At 62.1% G+C, this 14,470-nt stretch carries 10 protein-coding genes; 7 read left to right on the top strand and 3 right to left on the bottom strand.

Annotated elements, in window-relative coordinates:
- The first annotated feature begins 176 nt into the window (after positions 1–176).
- Entirely contained in the window at positions 177–3,680 is a 3,504-nt protein-coding gene (locus tag AA309_RS25985; RefSeq protein WP_150117768.1) for an indolepyruvate ferredoxin oxidoreductase family protein, read from the top strand.
- Positions 3,681–3,811: 131 nt separating this feature from the next.
- Here the strand turns inward: AA309_RS25985 and AA309_RS25990 are convergent, their stop codons facing one another.
- Both AA309_RS25990 and ung read right to left on the bottom strand, forming a co-directional pair.
- Entirely contained in the window at positions 3,812–5,005 is a 1,194-nt protein-coding gene (locus tag AA309_RS25990; RefSeq protein WP_244470499.1) for an amino acid aminotransferase, read from the bottom strand.
- Between the two features lie 96 nt (positions 5,006–5,101).
- Positions 5,102–5,809: a uracil-DNA glycosylase gene (ung, locus tag AA309_RS25995; protein WP_047191938.1), complete on the bottom strand. Its 708-nt coding sequence runs from the start codon at positions 5,807–5,809 to the stop codon at positions 5,102–5,104.
- Positions 5,810–6,003: 194 nt separating this feature from the next.
- Here ung and AA309_RS26000 point away from each other — a divergent pair, with 194 nt between their 5' ends.
- The 6 genes from AA309_RS26000 (at position 6,004) to AA309_RS26025 (ending at position 13,425) form a co-directional block, all read left to right on the top strand.
- Positions 6,004–7,515 (top strand): bifunctional metallophosphatase/5'-nucleotidase, encoded by a 1,512-nt coding sequence (locus AA309_RS26000; protein ID WP_052955012.1) that lies wholly within the window; start codon positions 6,004–6,006, stop codon positions 7,513–7,515.
- A gap of 159 nt (positions 7,516–7,674) precedes the next feature.
- Positions 7,675–9,894 (top strand): HWE histidine kinase domain-containing protein, encoded by a 2,220-nt coding sequence (locus tag AA309_RS36885; protein WP_244470500.1) that lies wholly within the window; start codon positions 7,675–7,677, stop codon positions 9,892–9,894.
- Positions 9,895–10,021: 127 nt separating this feature from the next.
- Positions 10,022–11,083 carry a ferrochelatase gene (gene hemH, locus AA309_RS26010; protein WP_047191923.1) on the top strand — a complete coding sequence of 354 codons (1,062 nt, stop codon included), beginning with the start codon at positions 10,022–10,024 and terminating at the stop codon, positions 11,081–11,083.
- Positions 11,084–11,313: 230 nt separating this feature from the next.
- Positions 11,314–12,303, top strand: coding sequence for an SPFH domain-containing protein (locus AA309_RS26015; RefSeq protein WP_047191924.1), 990 nt, complete (start codon positions 11,314–11,316; stop codon positions 12,301–12,303).
- Entirely contained in the window at positions 12,300–12,749 is a 450-nt protein-coding gene (locus AA309_RS26020; RefSeq protein WP_052955014.1) for an NfeD family protein, read from the top strand. The genes AA309_RS26015 and AA309_RS26020 overlap by 4 nt, the downstream gene beginning before the upstream one ends.
- Before the next feature lie 22 nt (positions 12,750–12,771).
- Positions 12,772–13,425: a glutathione S-transferase family protein gene (locus tag AA309_RS26025; RefSeq protein WP_047191925.1), complete on the top strand. Its 654-nt coding sequence runs from the start codon at positions 12,772–12,774 to the stop codon at positions 13,423–13,425.
- Between the two features lie 11 nt (positions 13,426–13,436).
- Here AA309_RS26025 and AA309_RS26030 read toward each other — a convergent pair whose 3' ends face one another.
- Positions 13,437–14,432, bottom strand: a complete 996-nt coding sequence (locus AA309_RS26030) for a KpsF/GutQ family sugar-phosphate isomerase (protein WP_047191926.1) — start codon at positions 14,430–14,432, stop codon at positions 13,437–13,439.
- Positions 14,433–14,470 lie beyond the last annotated feature (38 nt).

A 14,470-nucleotide genomic window follows, 5' to 3' on the forward strand; every position in this document is an offset into this window, starting at 1 on the left:
TAAGAGAACCAAGATCTAGAGGCTTTATGGTTAATGGAGGCGAAACGAAGGCCAAGGGCCAGCCCGCTCGATTGACGCAACCCAACAATTATGTCAGCATTACTGACATAAATTCAAAAACCAACAAGAGCCGGATAACCGGCGAACGGGGCGAGAGGGCTCCAAGGAGGAACGGCATGGCCGAAGGTCATGTGGCGCTTCGTAGCGTTACGCTCGACGACAAGTACGATCTCACCAAGGATCATGTGTTCATCACAGGCACTCAGGCCGTGATTCGCATGCTGCTGATGCAGCGCGAGCGGGACAGGCTGTCGGGCCTCAGCACTGCCGGCTTCGTCTCCGGCTATCGTGGCTCGCCCATCGGTGGCCTGGACCAGAACCTCTGGCGGGCCCGGAAGTGGCTTGAGGCCTCGAACATCGTTTTCCAGCCTGGCCTCAACGAGGAACTGGCTGCCACCGCCGTCTGGGGCTCCCAGCAGGCCGAGATCCGTGGCGACGGCAAGTATGACGGCGTGTTCGGCCTCTGGTACGGCAAGGGCCCGGGTGTCGACCGCTCCGGCGACGTGTTTCGCCACGCCAACATGGCCGGCTCCTCGAAACACGGCGGCGTGCTCGCCCTGATGGGCGACGACCACACGGCCGAGTCGTCAACCGTCGCGCATCAGTCCGAATTCCACTTCGTCGACGTGATGATCCCGATTCTGAATCCTGCGGGCGTTCAGGAGATTCTCGATTATGGCCTCTACGGCTACGCCATGAGCCGCTTCTGCGGCACGTGGGTGGCATTCAAATGCGTGAAGGACAACATCGAGTCCACCGCCTCCGTGGACGGCTCCCTCGACCGGGTGAAGATCATCCTGCCCGATGACTTCATCATGCCGCCTGGCGGGCTCAACATCCGCAGCCGCGACGGCGTGCTCGATCAGGAGGCGCGCCTCCAGGACTTCAAGCGCGATGCGATGATGGCGTTCGTGCGCGCGAACAACCTCAACCGCATCATCCTGTCGGGTGGTCGCAACGCGAAGATCGGCGTGATCACGGTCGGCAAGTCCTATCTCGACGTGCGCCAGGCGCTCGACGAACTCGGCCTCGACGAGGTGAAGGCGAACGACATGGGCCTTCGCCTCTACAAGGTCGCGTGTCCCTGGCCGCTTTCGCAGCGCGAGCTTCTGGAGTTCGCGCACGGCCTCGACAAGATCATCGTGGTGGAGGAGAAGCGCTCTCTCATCGAGGTGCAGGTGCGCGAGGAGCTTTACGGCACCGCCAACCAGCCGCTCTGCATCGGCAAGAAGGACGAGGACGGCAACTGGCTCTTCCCCGTGAAGGGTGCGCTCGATCCGAACGACATCGCCATCGTCATCGGTGAGCGTCTTCTCCAGTACCACAACAACGACGACCTGCGCGGTCGCGTGGCGCGTCTTCGCCATGCGCAGGAAGTGCTGAAAGCCACCAATGACGTGGCAACCCGCGTGCCGCATTTCTGCTCCGGCTGCCCGCACAACACCTCGACCAAGGTGCCCGAGGGCATGCGCGCCTATGCGGGCATCGGCTGCCATTACATGGTGCAGTGGATGGACCGCTCCACCGATGGCTTCACGCAGATGGGCGGCGAGGGCGCGAACTGGATCGGCGAAGCGCCGTTCTCCAAGCGCGGTCACGTGTTCCAGAATCTCGGCGATGGCACTTACAACCATTCCGGCATTCTGGCTCTGCGCTGGTCGATCGCGACCAAGACCAATGTCACCTACAAGATTCTCTTCAATGACGCGGTTGCCATGACCGGCGGTCAGAAGCATGAGGGCAGCCTGACCGTCGACATGATCGCTCGTCAGGTGCGCGAGGAAGGTGTCGAGCGGATCGCTCTCGTCACCGACGAGCCGCACAAATATCCTAAAGACATCCGTTGGCCTGCCGGCATGACGATCCATCACCGCGACGAGTTGGACGCCGTGCAGCGCGAGCTGGCGCAGATTACGGGCGTCACGGTGATGATCTACGATCAGACCTGCGCTTCCGAGAAGCGCCGCCGCCGCAAGCGCGGCGAGTTCCCGGATCCGGACAAGCGCGTGATCATCAACGATCTCGTCTGCGAGGCCTGCGGCGATTGCTCCGTGCAGTCGAACTGCGTGGCCGTGCAGCCGGTGCAGACGGAGTTCGGCCGCAAGCGCCAGATCGATCAGTCGAACTGCAACAAGGACTTCTCCTGCGTGAAGGGCTTCTGCCCGTCCTTCGTGACGGTGCATGGCGCCAAGGTGAAGAAGGCGGTGCCGGAGACGCTCTCGACGGATGGCGTGACGCTCACATCGCTGCCCGATCCGGCGATCCCCGCCATTGATCGCACCTTCAACGTCATCGTGACCGGTGTGGGTGGCACGGGCGTCGTGACCATCGGCGCGATCCTTGGCATGGCGGCGCATCTCGAGGGCAAGGGCATGGGCATGATCGACATGGCCGGCCTCGCGCAGAAGGGCGGCGCGGTCTACAGCCATGTGCGCCTTGCCAATAAACAGGAAGACATCCACGCGATCCGCGTCAGCGCGGAATCGGCGCACCTCGTCCTCGGTTGCGATCTCGTGGTGACGGGTACCAAGAAGGTGCTCGCTTCCGTGAAGCAGGGGCAAACGGCGCTTGTCGTGAACACCGCCGAGGTGATGCCAGGCGAGTTCACGCGCAATGCCGACTTCTCGCTGCCGACCCAGCGCCTGAAGCGCGCGATCATGGGAGCTGCCGGCGAGAGCGGTGCAGCGTTCGTGGACGCGACGGCGATTGCCACTGCGCTTCTCGGCAATTCGATTGCGGCCAACATGTTCATGCTGGGCTATGCCTATCAGACCGGCCATGTGCCGCTGTCGGCTCAAGCCATTGAGAAGGCGATCGAACTCAACGGCGAAGCGGTGAAGATGAATCTTTCCGCCTTCAACTGGGGCCGCCGCGCGGCCGCAGAGCCTGAGCTGGTCGCGACCATGATGAGCGAGCTGAAGGCACCGAACGACGAGCTGAAGATCTCCGAGACCCTTGACGAGGTGATCGAGCGGCGCGTGAAGTTCCTCAGCGAGTATCAGAACAAGCGCTATGGCAAGCGTTATCGCACACAAGTTCAGCGTGTGCGCGAGGCTGAAGGAAAGGCCGTTCCGGACTCGACCGCGCTGACCGATGCGGCGGCGCGCTCGCTCTTCAAGCTCATGGCCTACAAGGACGAGTACGAGGTGGCCCGGCTCTACACGGATGGTCACTTCGAGCGCCAAGTCGCCTCGACCTTCGAGGGCGAGAACCTGCGCTACGAGTTCCACATGGCTCCGCCCATTCTGGCAAAGAAGGATCCGACCACCGGTCTGCCCAAAAAGATGAGCTTCGGCCCGTGGATGATGAAGGCCCTGCGGGTTCTGGCGAAGTTCAAGAGCTTACGCGGCACGCCGCTCGATGTCTTCGGCTACACGCACGAGCGTCGCACCGAGCGTGAGCTCATCCGCGAGTTCGAAGGGCGCATCGGCGAGATCGTGTCGAAGCTCAACGCGGACAATCACGCGATTGCCGTTGGCCTCGCCACCATCCCGCAGAAGATCCGCGGCTTCGGCCACATCAAGGAGCGGAACCTGAAAACGGCGAAGGAGGAAGAGGCGGAACTGCTTGCCAAATTCCGCGCCGAGCCTCAGCAGCCATTGCCGATTGCGGCGGAGTAAGACTTAAGACACGTCATGGCCGGGCTCGTCCCGGCCATCTCGTTTCGGAAAAGCGCCGCGTTTCACACAATCGGGATCACCGGCATAAGGCCGGTGATGACAGTGTGGATGGGTGCTCTTTATCCCCGCGCCTAGCTCACTTCCACGAAGCTCTTCGCGACTTTCGGCACGTTCTCCTCATTGAGACCGGCCACGCACATGCGGCCCGACCCCACGAGATAGACACCGTCCCGCTCGCGCATGGCGGTGACTTGCTGCTCGGTGAGGCCGGTGAAGCTGAACATGCCGCGCTGATTGAGCAGGAAGCCCACATCGACCTCGTTGGACAGGGCGCGGATGTGCTCGGCGAGAAGCTTGCGCACGGAATCCATGCGGGTGCGCATCTCATCGACCTCGCGAGTCCATTGAGCGCGAAGATCGTCGTTGCCGAGAACGGTGGCGACGAGAAGGCCGCCCAACATCGGCGGGCTCGAATAGCTGCGGCGCACGGCGAGCTTCAGCTGGCCCAGCACGCGTTCGGCCTCGTCGCTGTCCTGGCAGACGATGCTCAATCCGCCGCAGCGCTCGCCGTAGAGCGAGAAGTTCTTCGAGAAGGAGTTGGCAACGAGGCAGCTGGCGCGCTCCGCGTAGCGGCGCACGAAAGCGGCATCCGCCTCGAGGCTCGTGCCGAAGCCCTGATAGGCCATGTCGAATACGACGATGTGGCGCTTGGCGACCAGCACATCGGTCACGGCGACTTGCTGCTTATCGTCGAGATCGACGCCGGTCGGGTTGTGGCAGACGGGTTGAAGAATCACGATCGAACCGGAATCGGCTGCTTCCAGCGCCTTGACCATACCGTCGAAATCAACGGACTTGGTTGAGCGGTCCCAATAAGGATAGGTCGTCGTCTTGAAGCCTGCGCGTTGGAACAGGCCGTGATGGTTCTCCCACGTCGGGTCGCTGACGAGAACGGTGCGGCCGGGGCAATGCTTGGCGAGGAAGTCGGCTGCGATGCCGACCGCGCCCGTGCCGCCGATGGTTTGGATCGTGGCGATGCGCTTGGTCTCACGGGCAGGATGCGTGTCGCCGAAGATCAGCTTCTGCACGCCCTCACGATAGCCGGGGTGACCTTCCATCGGAAGATAAGGCCGCTCCGCAAAGCCGATGCGCTCATAAGCAGCTTTCACCGATCCCAGCACCGGAATGCGGCCCTTTTCGTCCGTGTAGACGCCGATGCTGAGATTGACCTTCTCACTTCGTGGATCGGACTTGAAGCTGTCGTTGAGCGACAGGATCGGATCGCCCGCGAAGGCTTCGACGCGTCCAAACAGTGATTCCACCATGATGACCTCCAGGCTCGTCGCGGGCCGCGTGCCTCGCGAGAGCGTCATTGTTCCGCGAGAGACCTAACCCCTTAGGCAGGCCCCCGGCAAGGTCGTTCAGGTGTCGAGCCGCCAATCCACCGGCTCCAGGCTCTTCTCGACGAGCCAGGCATTGGCGCGGCTGAAGGGACGGGTGCCTTTGAAATCGTTGAGGCGGTTGAGCGGGGAGGGATGTCCCGCTTCGATGACGAGATGCTTCTTCCGGTCGACGAGTGCGGCACGTTTCCGGGCAGGCCCGCCCCACAGCAGGAAGACCACGGCAGACTGCTGCTCGGAGATTGCGGTAATGGCCTGATCGACCAGTTCCGACCATCCGAACTTCATATGCGCGCCGGACTTGCCCTTCTCCACGGTCAGCGCCGTGTTGAGAAGCAGCACGCCTTGCTCGGCCCATTTCGTCAGGTCGCCGGATTTCGGCATGGGCACATCCAGATCCGCCGCCATCTCGGCGAGGATCGTGCGCAGCGATGCGGGCAGCCGTCGCGAGCCGCGATAGGAGAAGGCGAGTCCATGGGCATCGCCGGGCGTCGGGTAGGGGTCCTGACCGAGGATGACAACCTTCACCTTGTCGAGAGGAGTGAGTGTCAGACTTGAAAAGACGAGATCAGGCGGCGGCAGGACATGGCCGCCCGCAGCAATAACCGCATCGACTCTCTCGGCTACGCGATCAGCACTACCGTCCCGGAAGAAGGGCAGCTTGAGCCAACCGGCGGCCTGCTTGTTGCGGCTAAACTTTGCAAGGGCTTGGGCAATGGGGCCGGACATGGGAAGCGACGCCTCATGGAAAGATGCAGCATTGATGCGCTGCAAGGTCTCTAGACCAAATGGATGAAAATGGCATCACCTCATGCCGAGCATCTCGGCGCGGAGGACATCGACAGGATATTACTTCTGTGACACGTTTCCGGCCTAGGCTCCACGCCTCTCGCTGTGGGCGCCGCCCGAAATGAGGACTTGTGATGATGTTGACTAGCCGATCTTCCGCTGCCCTGCGCGCCGGTTTCCTTGGATTGTCCCTGCTCTTGTCCGGCACCGCCCTGGCGCAGGAAGCCGTGACCATCCGCTTCGTCCAGACCAACGATATCGACCGCATGAGCCCCGAGAAGGGCCGCGGCGGTTTCGCTAGGCTGGCCACAGTGATCAAGGAGGAGAAGGCGAAGGGCAATGCCTTCTTCATTCATGCGGGCGACACCATCTCCCCCTCGCTCCTGTCGGGCTTCGACAAGGGCGCGCATGTCATCGACATTCTGAACCGGATGGGCGTCGATGCCATGACGCCGGGCAACCACGAGTTCGATCTCGGTCCCGACGCCTTCCGCGCTCGCATGAAGGAGGCCAAGTTCGACGTGCTGGCCACCAACATCATCGACGGCAACGGACTCCCTGAGAACACGAAGCCCGACAAGATGATCGAGGTGCAGGGCGTCAAGATCGGCTTCTTCGGCCTCACCACCGAGGACACGCCCATCGCCTCGAGCCCAGGCAACATCAAGTTCTCCTCCACCATCGACACGGCGCGCGCCAAGGCGAAGGAACTGCGCGGCAAGGGGGCGGACATCGTGGTCGCCATCGCGCATACGCCGCTTGAGGTCGATATGATTATCGCCCGCTCCGCCGGTGTCGATGTGATCATCGGCGGTCACGACGAGCACCTGCTCGCCTTCTACGACGGCAAGGTGACGCTGACCGAATCCGAGTCCCAGGGTAACTACATCACCGTCACGGAGCTCGCCGTGAAGAAGGCTGAGAAGGACGGCAAGGTCACCGTCACCTGGGCGCCGAACTTCCGCATTGTCGACAGCGCGACGGTGAAGCCCGATCCGGAGATCGAGGCCGTGGTGAAGGGCTATGAGGACAAGCTCTCCAAGGAGCTCGATATCGATATCGGCGTGACGGAAACGCCCCTCGACAGCCGTCGCGCCACTGTTCGTGGCGGCGAGGCAGCCATGGGCAACCTGATCGCCGATGCGCTCAAAAGCTCCGTCGGTGCCGATGTGGCCATCACCAATGGCGGCGGCATCCGTGCGGACAAGCAGTACGAGGCCGGCCAGAAGCTGACCCGCCGCGATATCCTGGCGGAGATGCCCTTCGGCAACACCACGGTTCTGCTGGCCGTGAAGGGCGAGCAGATCAAGGCCGCGCTCGAGAACGGCGTGAGCCAAGTGCGCGAGCTCGGCGGCCGCTTCCCGCAGGTCTCCGGCATCGTAGCCGAGGTCGACCTGAAGGAGCCGGTAGGCAGCCGCGTGAAATCGCTGAAGATCAACGGTGAGCCGCTCGATGCGTCCAAGACCTACAAGCTCGCCACCAACGACTTCATGGCCCGCGGCGGCGACGGCTATCGCATGTTCACGGAAGCCAAGTCCCTCATCGACGTCTCGGCCAGCCAGCTCATGGCGAGCCAGGTGATCAATTATGTGGCGAAAGCCGGAAAGATCGCGCCGAAGGTTGAGGGACGCATCGTCCTGCGCTGATCCGGCGGCCGATCACTCACTCGCCGAGGCCTGCTGCGGGTCTCGGCGTTTTATTTTTCAAGGGGAGGGGCCATAATTTACCCTCTCCATCTCTCGCCCCTGCTATGCCATGTTTGGCGGCCATTCAAACGAATCGCAGCATCAAAGCGACTTTATTCATTGCAGTTTTCACCCCATACCAAACATTCCAGCTCATCCTTCAAGCGCCGCCGTCAATTGCTGGCACGCGGCCGCCTGACCCTGATCATGGGCTGGTTCGGCGTTTTCTTCATTCTCATCACCTTCGGCTACATTGCCTGGGAACAGCGTAACCGCCTGATCCAGCGCAACGAGCGGGAGATTGCCAGCAACGCCTATTTCCTGGCAGATCATACGGCTCGCCTTCTCGAAGTCGCCGACCTCACCCTGAAGCAGGTAGCGGTTCTGGTCGAAGGGGACAACTGGGACCTGATCGAGGCTTCCAAGCCCCATTGGCAGCACCTGGTCACCATCAGGGAAACACTTCCGTATTTCGACAATCTCTGGCTCAACGATGCTACAGGTCGCCTGCGCCTGACGACTGCGGGGTTTCCGACACCACCCTCGAATGCGGGGGACCGGGAGGCTTTCAAGGCTCAGGCCAAGTCGGATCAGGGGTTGTTCGTCGGGGAGCCGATTATCGGGCGGGTCACGAAGCGGCCGACTTTCATGATCAGCCGTCGCCTCAATGGCCAGGACAACGCCTTCCATGGCATCGTCTCGGCCACCGTGGTTCCGTCCTATTTCGAAACCTACTGGGGCAAGCTTCGCCTGCCGAAGGGCAGCCGGGTTACCTTGGTGCGTGCTGCCGATGCGGCGATCGTCGCGCAGCTTCCGTTATCCTCCGACGGGTTGTCTTTCTTTCCCATCGACAAGGCTGCCCTCGACAGAGCGATCGCTGGCAATGCCGTGGCGGGCATCTATTCCTTCCTCAGCAATGGCCAAGAGCGAACCGGAGCCTACCACCGGGTCGGCGAGATGCCGCTCTATATCAATGTCAGCATTCCGGATAATGCCTATTGGGGTCCCTGGACCATCCAGATGAAGCTCTACGGCGCCTTCGCGCTGATCGCGTTCCTGGCACTGGCGGCCCTCACGGCTCTGGCATCGCAGCAGTTCCGGGAGCAGGCCGCCACGGAGGCTTTCCTGCAGAAGGAGGTGGCGCTTCGCACCAGCGAATTGCAGGCGGAAACGGCGGCTCTCGAGGTGCTGAACCGGACGGGTCGGGCTCTTGCGGCCGAGCTCGATGTGGACCGACTGATCGAGAACGTGGTCGAGGCGGCGGTGCTTCTCACCGGTGCGCAGGCCGGTGCCTATTTCTCCAACCGAGGTGATGCCTCGGTAGCCGGCACGCGCGCGGAGGAGTATGGCCTCTACACTTCCGGAGGCTCCCGCTCGGCCTTTGCAAAACTCCCCATCGACCAGATCTGCACGGCTGTCTTCGAGCAGGACCGGATCATCCGGCTTGACGACATCGCTGACGATCCTGAATTCGGCGCAGCATCCGCCGATCTCCACTCTCATGATCGCGCCAGGGCGCACAGTGTCATGGCGATTCCCGTCTCCTCGCGCAACGGACAGATCCAGGGTCTTCTGCTCTTCGCCCATGAGCGGGCAGGAGCTTTCACGGAGCGCGCCGAACGCCTCGTGACAGGCCTCGCCGCCCAGGCGGCCGTCGCGCTTGAAAACGGACGCCTCTATCAGGAAGCCCAGTACGAGATCGAAGAGCGCAGGCAGGCGCAGAATCAGCAGTCGTTCCTCATCCGCGAGCTGCATCACCGGGTGAAGAACACGCTTGCGACCGTGCAGGCCGTGGTTGGTGCGACTGCACGCTCCACCTCGAACATCGACGAGTTCTACAAAGCCTTCGTGGGGCGCATCGTTTCGCTCGCGAACACGCATTCACTGCTCACCGAAGCGCTATGGCAGACCGCGCCGCTTCGCGAGATCCTGGAGAAGGAACTCAAACCCTACAACGATGCGCGCGGTGAACGGATCACGCTCGAAGGCCCGACCGTGGAGCTGCCCTCCGAGATCGCTGTGCCTATCGGCATGGCCATTCACGAACTGACGACGAATGCCGCAAAATACGGCGCTCTCTCCATGCGCAACGGCAAAGTTTCCGTGGCGTGGGATGTGCATGGCGAGGGCGATGAGAAGCGTCTCACGATGGCTTGGCAGGAGCAGGGCGGGCCCAGTGTGTCCCAGCCGGATCGGCAGGGCTTCGGCTCGCGTCTGCTGCACCGGGTATTGACGACACAGCTCAATGCCAAGGTTGAGGTCGATTATGATCCGGCAGGCCTGCGTGTTGCCATCGACGCGCCGCTCAAGCCCACTGCGAACTTGAGCCCGCCGATCTGACGGTCAGGGTTAGACCTACATCAATGTGAAACACGAACACATTGGCGTAACAGACAAAAAGCCACTATCTAGAGCGCCATCAACGAGCGGGCTCCACGTCGGACCCCGCTGTCAAGGGCTTTTGTCGATGAACGAACGTGTCAACGTGACCGGAACGAGCCAGGTCATGCGCCCGGTGGACCACCCGCCCGTGAGGGCGGGTCGGATCGGCGTGCTTTTGATGAACCTCGGAACGCCGGAAGGAACCACCTACTGGCCCATGCGGCGCTACCTGAAGGAGTTTCTCTCCGACCGGCGCGTGATCGAGACGCCGCGCCTCCTGTGGTGGCCGATCCTCAATCTGATCATTCTCACCAAGCGCCCCGGGCCCAAGGGCCGCGATTACGCCTCGATCTGGAACAACGAGCTCGACGAGGGTCCGCTCAAGACCATCACCCGCAACCAGGCGGAGAAGGTGACGGCGCACCTGAAGAGCATCGCCGGCGACAAGATCACCGTCGACTGGGCGATGCGCTACGGCAAGCCCGAGGTGCGCGAGCGCATCCAGGCACTGCTCGATCAGGGCTGCGACCGCATTCTGCTCGTACCGCTCTATCCGCAATATGCGGCGGCGACTTCTGCGACCGCTTGCGATCAGGCCTTCCGCGCGCTGATGGATATGCGCTGGCAGCCGACGGTGCGCGTCTCGCCGCCCTATCACGACGACCCGGTCTATATCGAATCCGTTGTCGCTTCGATGAAGCAGGAACTCGCCAAGCTCACCTTCGAGCCGGAGGTGATCCTCGTCTCCTTCCATGGCGTGCCGAAAGAATACCTGCTCAAAGGCGATCCCTATCACTGCCAATGCGTGAAGACCTGGCGCCTGATGCGCGAAGCCTTCGGCTGGCCTGAGGACAGGTTCCGCATGAGCTTTCAGTCGCGCTTCGGCACGGCGGAATGGCTGCAGCCCTATACGGACAAGACTGTCGAAGCACTGGCGAAAAGCGGCGTGAAGCGTATGGCGATCGTCGCCCCCGGCTTCTCCGCCGATTGTCTGGAGACGCTGGAAGAGCTCAACGGCGAGAATCGCGATATCTTCATGCACAATGGCGGCGAGGAATTCGCCTATCTGCCGTGCCTCAACGATAGTCCGGAGGGCATGCGCGTGATCAACCACATCGTGGAGCGCGAGCTTCAGGGTTGGATCTGAAGCCGACAGCTGCGCACCAACCCTGCATCCTGAGACGGTCGCGCAGCGACCGTCTCGCAGGAGAGTCCAGAGTGCACTGGATCCTCTTTCGAGACGCAGCCTGCGGCTGCTCCTCAAGATGAGGTCTTTTGGGACACAGGCCGGGTTTTTGGGATGACTTCGGTCCTACTAGGCGGCCTCTTCGCTTTCGGCTAGCTTAGGCCCCTGCAACTCCGTTGCTGGGGGTCTGAATGCTGTTTGGTGGTTTCGATATCTTCGTGATCGTTCTTGTTCTCGTCGTCGTGGTGACGATCGCAATGGGGGTGAGAACGGTGCCGCAGGGCTATGCCTATACGGTTGAGCGCTTCGGGCGCTATTCGCGCACGCTGACTCCCGGCCTTGCTTTGATCGTTCCTTACATTGACCAGATCGGGAAGAAAGTGAATGTCATGGAGCAGGTGCTCGACATCCCGAGCCAGGAGGCCTTTACCCGTGACAATGCTGGCGTCACCATCGATGCCGCTGCTTTTTACCAGGTGCTCGATCCGGCTCGTGCCTCCTACGAGGTCTCGGACCTCAGCCAAGCACTCCTGGTTTTGACCATGACCAATATCCGCACGGTGGTCGGTTCCATGGATCTCGATCAGCTTCTCTCACATCGCGACGAGATCAACGAACGTCTTCTGCGCGTGATGGATGCAGCGGCTTCGCCTTGGGGCGCGAAGGTCACCCGTGTCGAGATCAAGGATATTCTCCCGCCGCAGGATCTTGCCGGCGCCATGGCGCGGCAGATGAAGGCTGAGCGCGAGAAGCGTGCCGCCGTGCTCGAGGCCGAAGGCTTGCGGCAGGCGGAAATCTTGCGCGCCGAAGGCGAAAAGCAATCGCAGATCCTGTCGGCCGAGGGGCGCAAGGAAGCAGCCTTCCGCGATGCCGAAGCGCGGGAGCGCTTGGCCGAAGCCGAAGCGAAGGCTACCGCCATGGTAAGCGATGCAATCACGCGCGGCGATCTTGCCGCCGCCAACTTTATCGTGGCGGAAAAATACATCGATGCCATCCGCAGCCTCGCGACGGCTCCTAACCAGAAGGTCGTGATCGTGCCCATCGAAGCAGCGGGCCTTGCCGGCACGCTCGGCGGCATCGCGGAGCTTACAAAATCCGTATTCGGTGGCGATGGCAACGCGGCTGCTTCGAAGGCTATACGCAGCGTGCCGGCCGTCACGAAGGGAGCGGAGCGCTCATGATCCGCGATGCATTCGTCAGCCTTGGAGCCTGGAGCTGGATCATTCTCGGCCTCGTGCTGATCGGCATCGAGTTGCTGGCGCCCGGCATTTTCTTTCTATGGCTCGGGCTCGCCGCCATTGCGACGGGCCTGCTCGATGCGGCGCTCGATCTCTCCTGGCAGACAGGCTTTATCGTTTTTGCTTTGCTTGCCGTCGCGGCGGTGGTGCTGGGACGGTTTGTGACCCGCTCGAAGGGGCAGTCCCAGCAGGCGGAGCCTTACCTCAATCAGCGTGGGCAAGCCCTCGTTGGCCAAGTGTTCACGTTGGAAACGTCGATCAAGGATGGGGAAGGGCGCATTCGGGTCGGCGACAGCTCATGGCGCGTCACGGGTGCCGACCGCTTCAGGGGGGCCAAGGTCCGCGTCGTGCGCATCGAAGGCTCGACGCTTGTCGTGGACGATCCTTAAAAGCCTTGGAGGCAAAGCAGGCATGACCTTGAAGCTCTATGCGCATCCCTTCTCGTCCTACTGCCAGAAGGTTCTCATCGCGCTCTATGAGAACCACATTCCCTTCGAATTCCGTATGCTCGGCGATGAGCCGGCGAATGCCGAACTGGCGTCTCTCTGGCCCATCAGGCGGTTTCCGGTTCTGGTTGATGGCAAGCACACAGTGGTCGAGGCAAGCATCATCATCGAACATCTCGGGCTCTCTTATGCCGGACCCGTGAAGCTCGTTCCCGACGATTCGCGCGCGGCTCTCGACGTGCGGATGATGGACCGCTTTTTCGATAATTACGTCATGACGCCGATGCAGAAGATCGTGCTCGATTGCATCCGGGCGGAGACGGATCGCGATTCTCACGGCGTTACCGAAGCAAGGCGTATGCTCGACACGGCCTATGCATGGCTCGATTTTGCGATGACTGATCGTAAGTGGGCGGCAGGTGATGCCTTCAGCATGGCGGATTGTGCGGCCGCCCCATCGTTGTTCTATGCGGATTGGGCTCACCCCATAGGCGCAGAGCATGCCAACGTGCATGCCTATCGCAAACGACTGCTCGCCCGTCCGTCATTTGCGAGAGCGGTCGACGAGGCTCGGCCTTATCGTCAGCTCTTTCCGCTCGGGGATCCCGGTCGCGACTGACGCCAAGAGACTTAAGCAGCGCCCGCGCGCAGCAGGTCGAGATAATGCACAAGACCGATGGGCTTGTTGTTCTCGACCACAATCAGCGCCGTGATGCGCGCGGTCTCTTCGATCTCGAGCGCAGTGGCCAGGAGCGCATCCGGTGCGATGGTGCGCGGCGTGCGGGTCATGATCGCGGTGACCGGCAAGGTGCCGAGATCGGGACGCAGATTGCGACGCAAATCGCCGTCGGTGACGATGCCGGCGAGCGTGCCGTCCGCATTCACCACGATCACCGAGCCGAAGCCCTTGCGGCCAATCTCCTCGATGGCCTGATCCATCCGCGCATCAACGCCGACGGTCGGCAGTCGCTCGTCCTTGTGCATGATGTCGCGCACCAGTTTGAGGCGCGCGCCGAGCTTGCCGCCCGGATGGAACACGCGGAAATGCTCCGCCGTGAAGCCACGTTTTTCGAGCAACGCAATGGCGAGCGCATCGCCCAAAGCGAGCTGAATGGTCGTCGAGGTGGTCGGCGCGAGCCCATTGGGGCAGGCTTCCTTGGCCTTGGGCAGCGCCAGGCAGATGTCGGCGGCCTGCCCCAGGGTCGAGCCTGCATTCGAGGTAAAGGCGATCAACGGCACCCGGAAACGCTTGGCGTAACCAATGATGTCGGCCAGTTCCGTCGTCTCGCCGGACCAGGACAGCGCCAGAATCACGTCCTCCGCCTGCACCATGCCGAGATCGCCGTGGCTGGCTTCGGCGGGGTGAACGTAATGGGCGGGAGTGCCGGTGGATGCGAAGGTGGCGGCGATCTTGCGGCCCACATGGCCGGACTTGCCCATGCCGGTCACGATCACCCGGCCCTTGGCGGCGGCAATCGTCTCGACGGCACCAGTGAAGAGGGGGCCGAGCCCGTTGCCGATGGCGTTCATCAGGATGGTCAGGCCCTCGCGCTCGGTTTCGAGCGTGCGGAGGGCCGAGGTAACGGCCTGGTCGGGCGAAGCGGATTGGGTCTGTGCAAGTGCCATGGCCGCCCGTCTAGCATATCGGGGCGGCCATAGGTAAC

Origin of the sequence: Microvirga vignae, from assembly GCF_001017175.1 — a bacterium.
Taxonomy (GTDB): Bacteria; Pseudomonadota; Alphaproteobacteria; order Rhizobiales; family Beijerinckiaceae; genus Microvirga; species Microvirga vignae.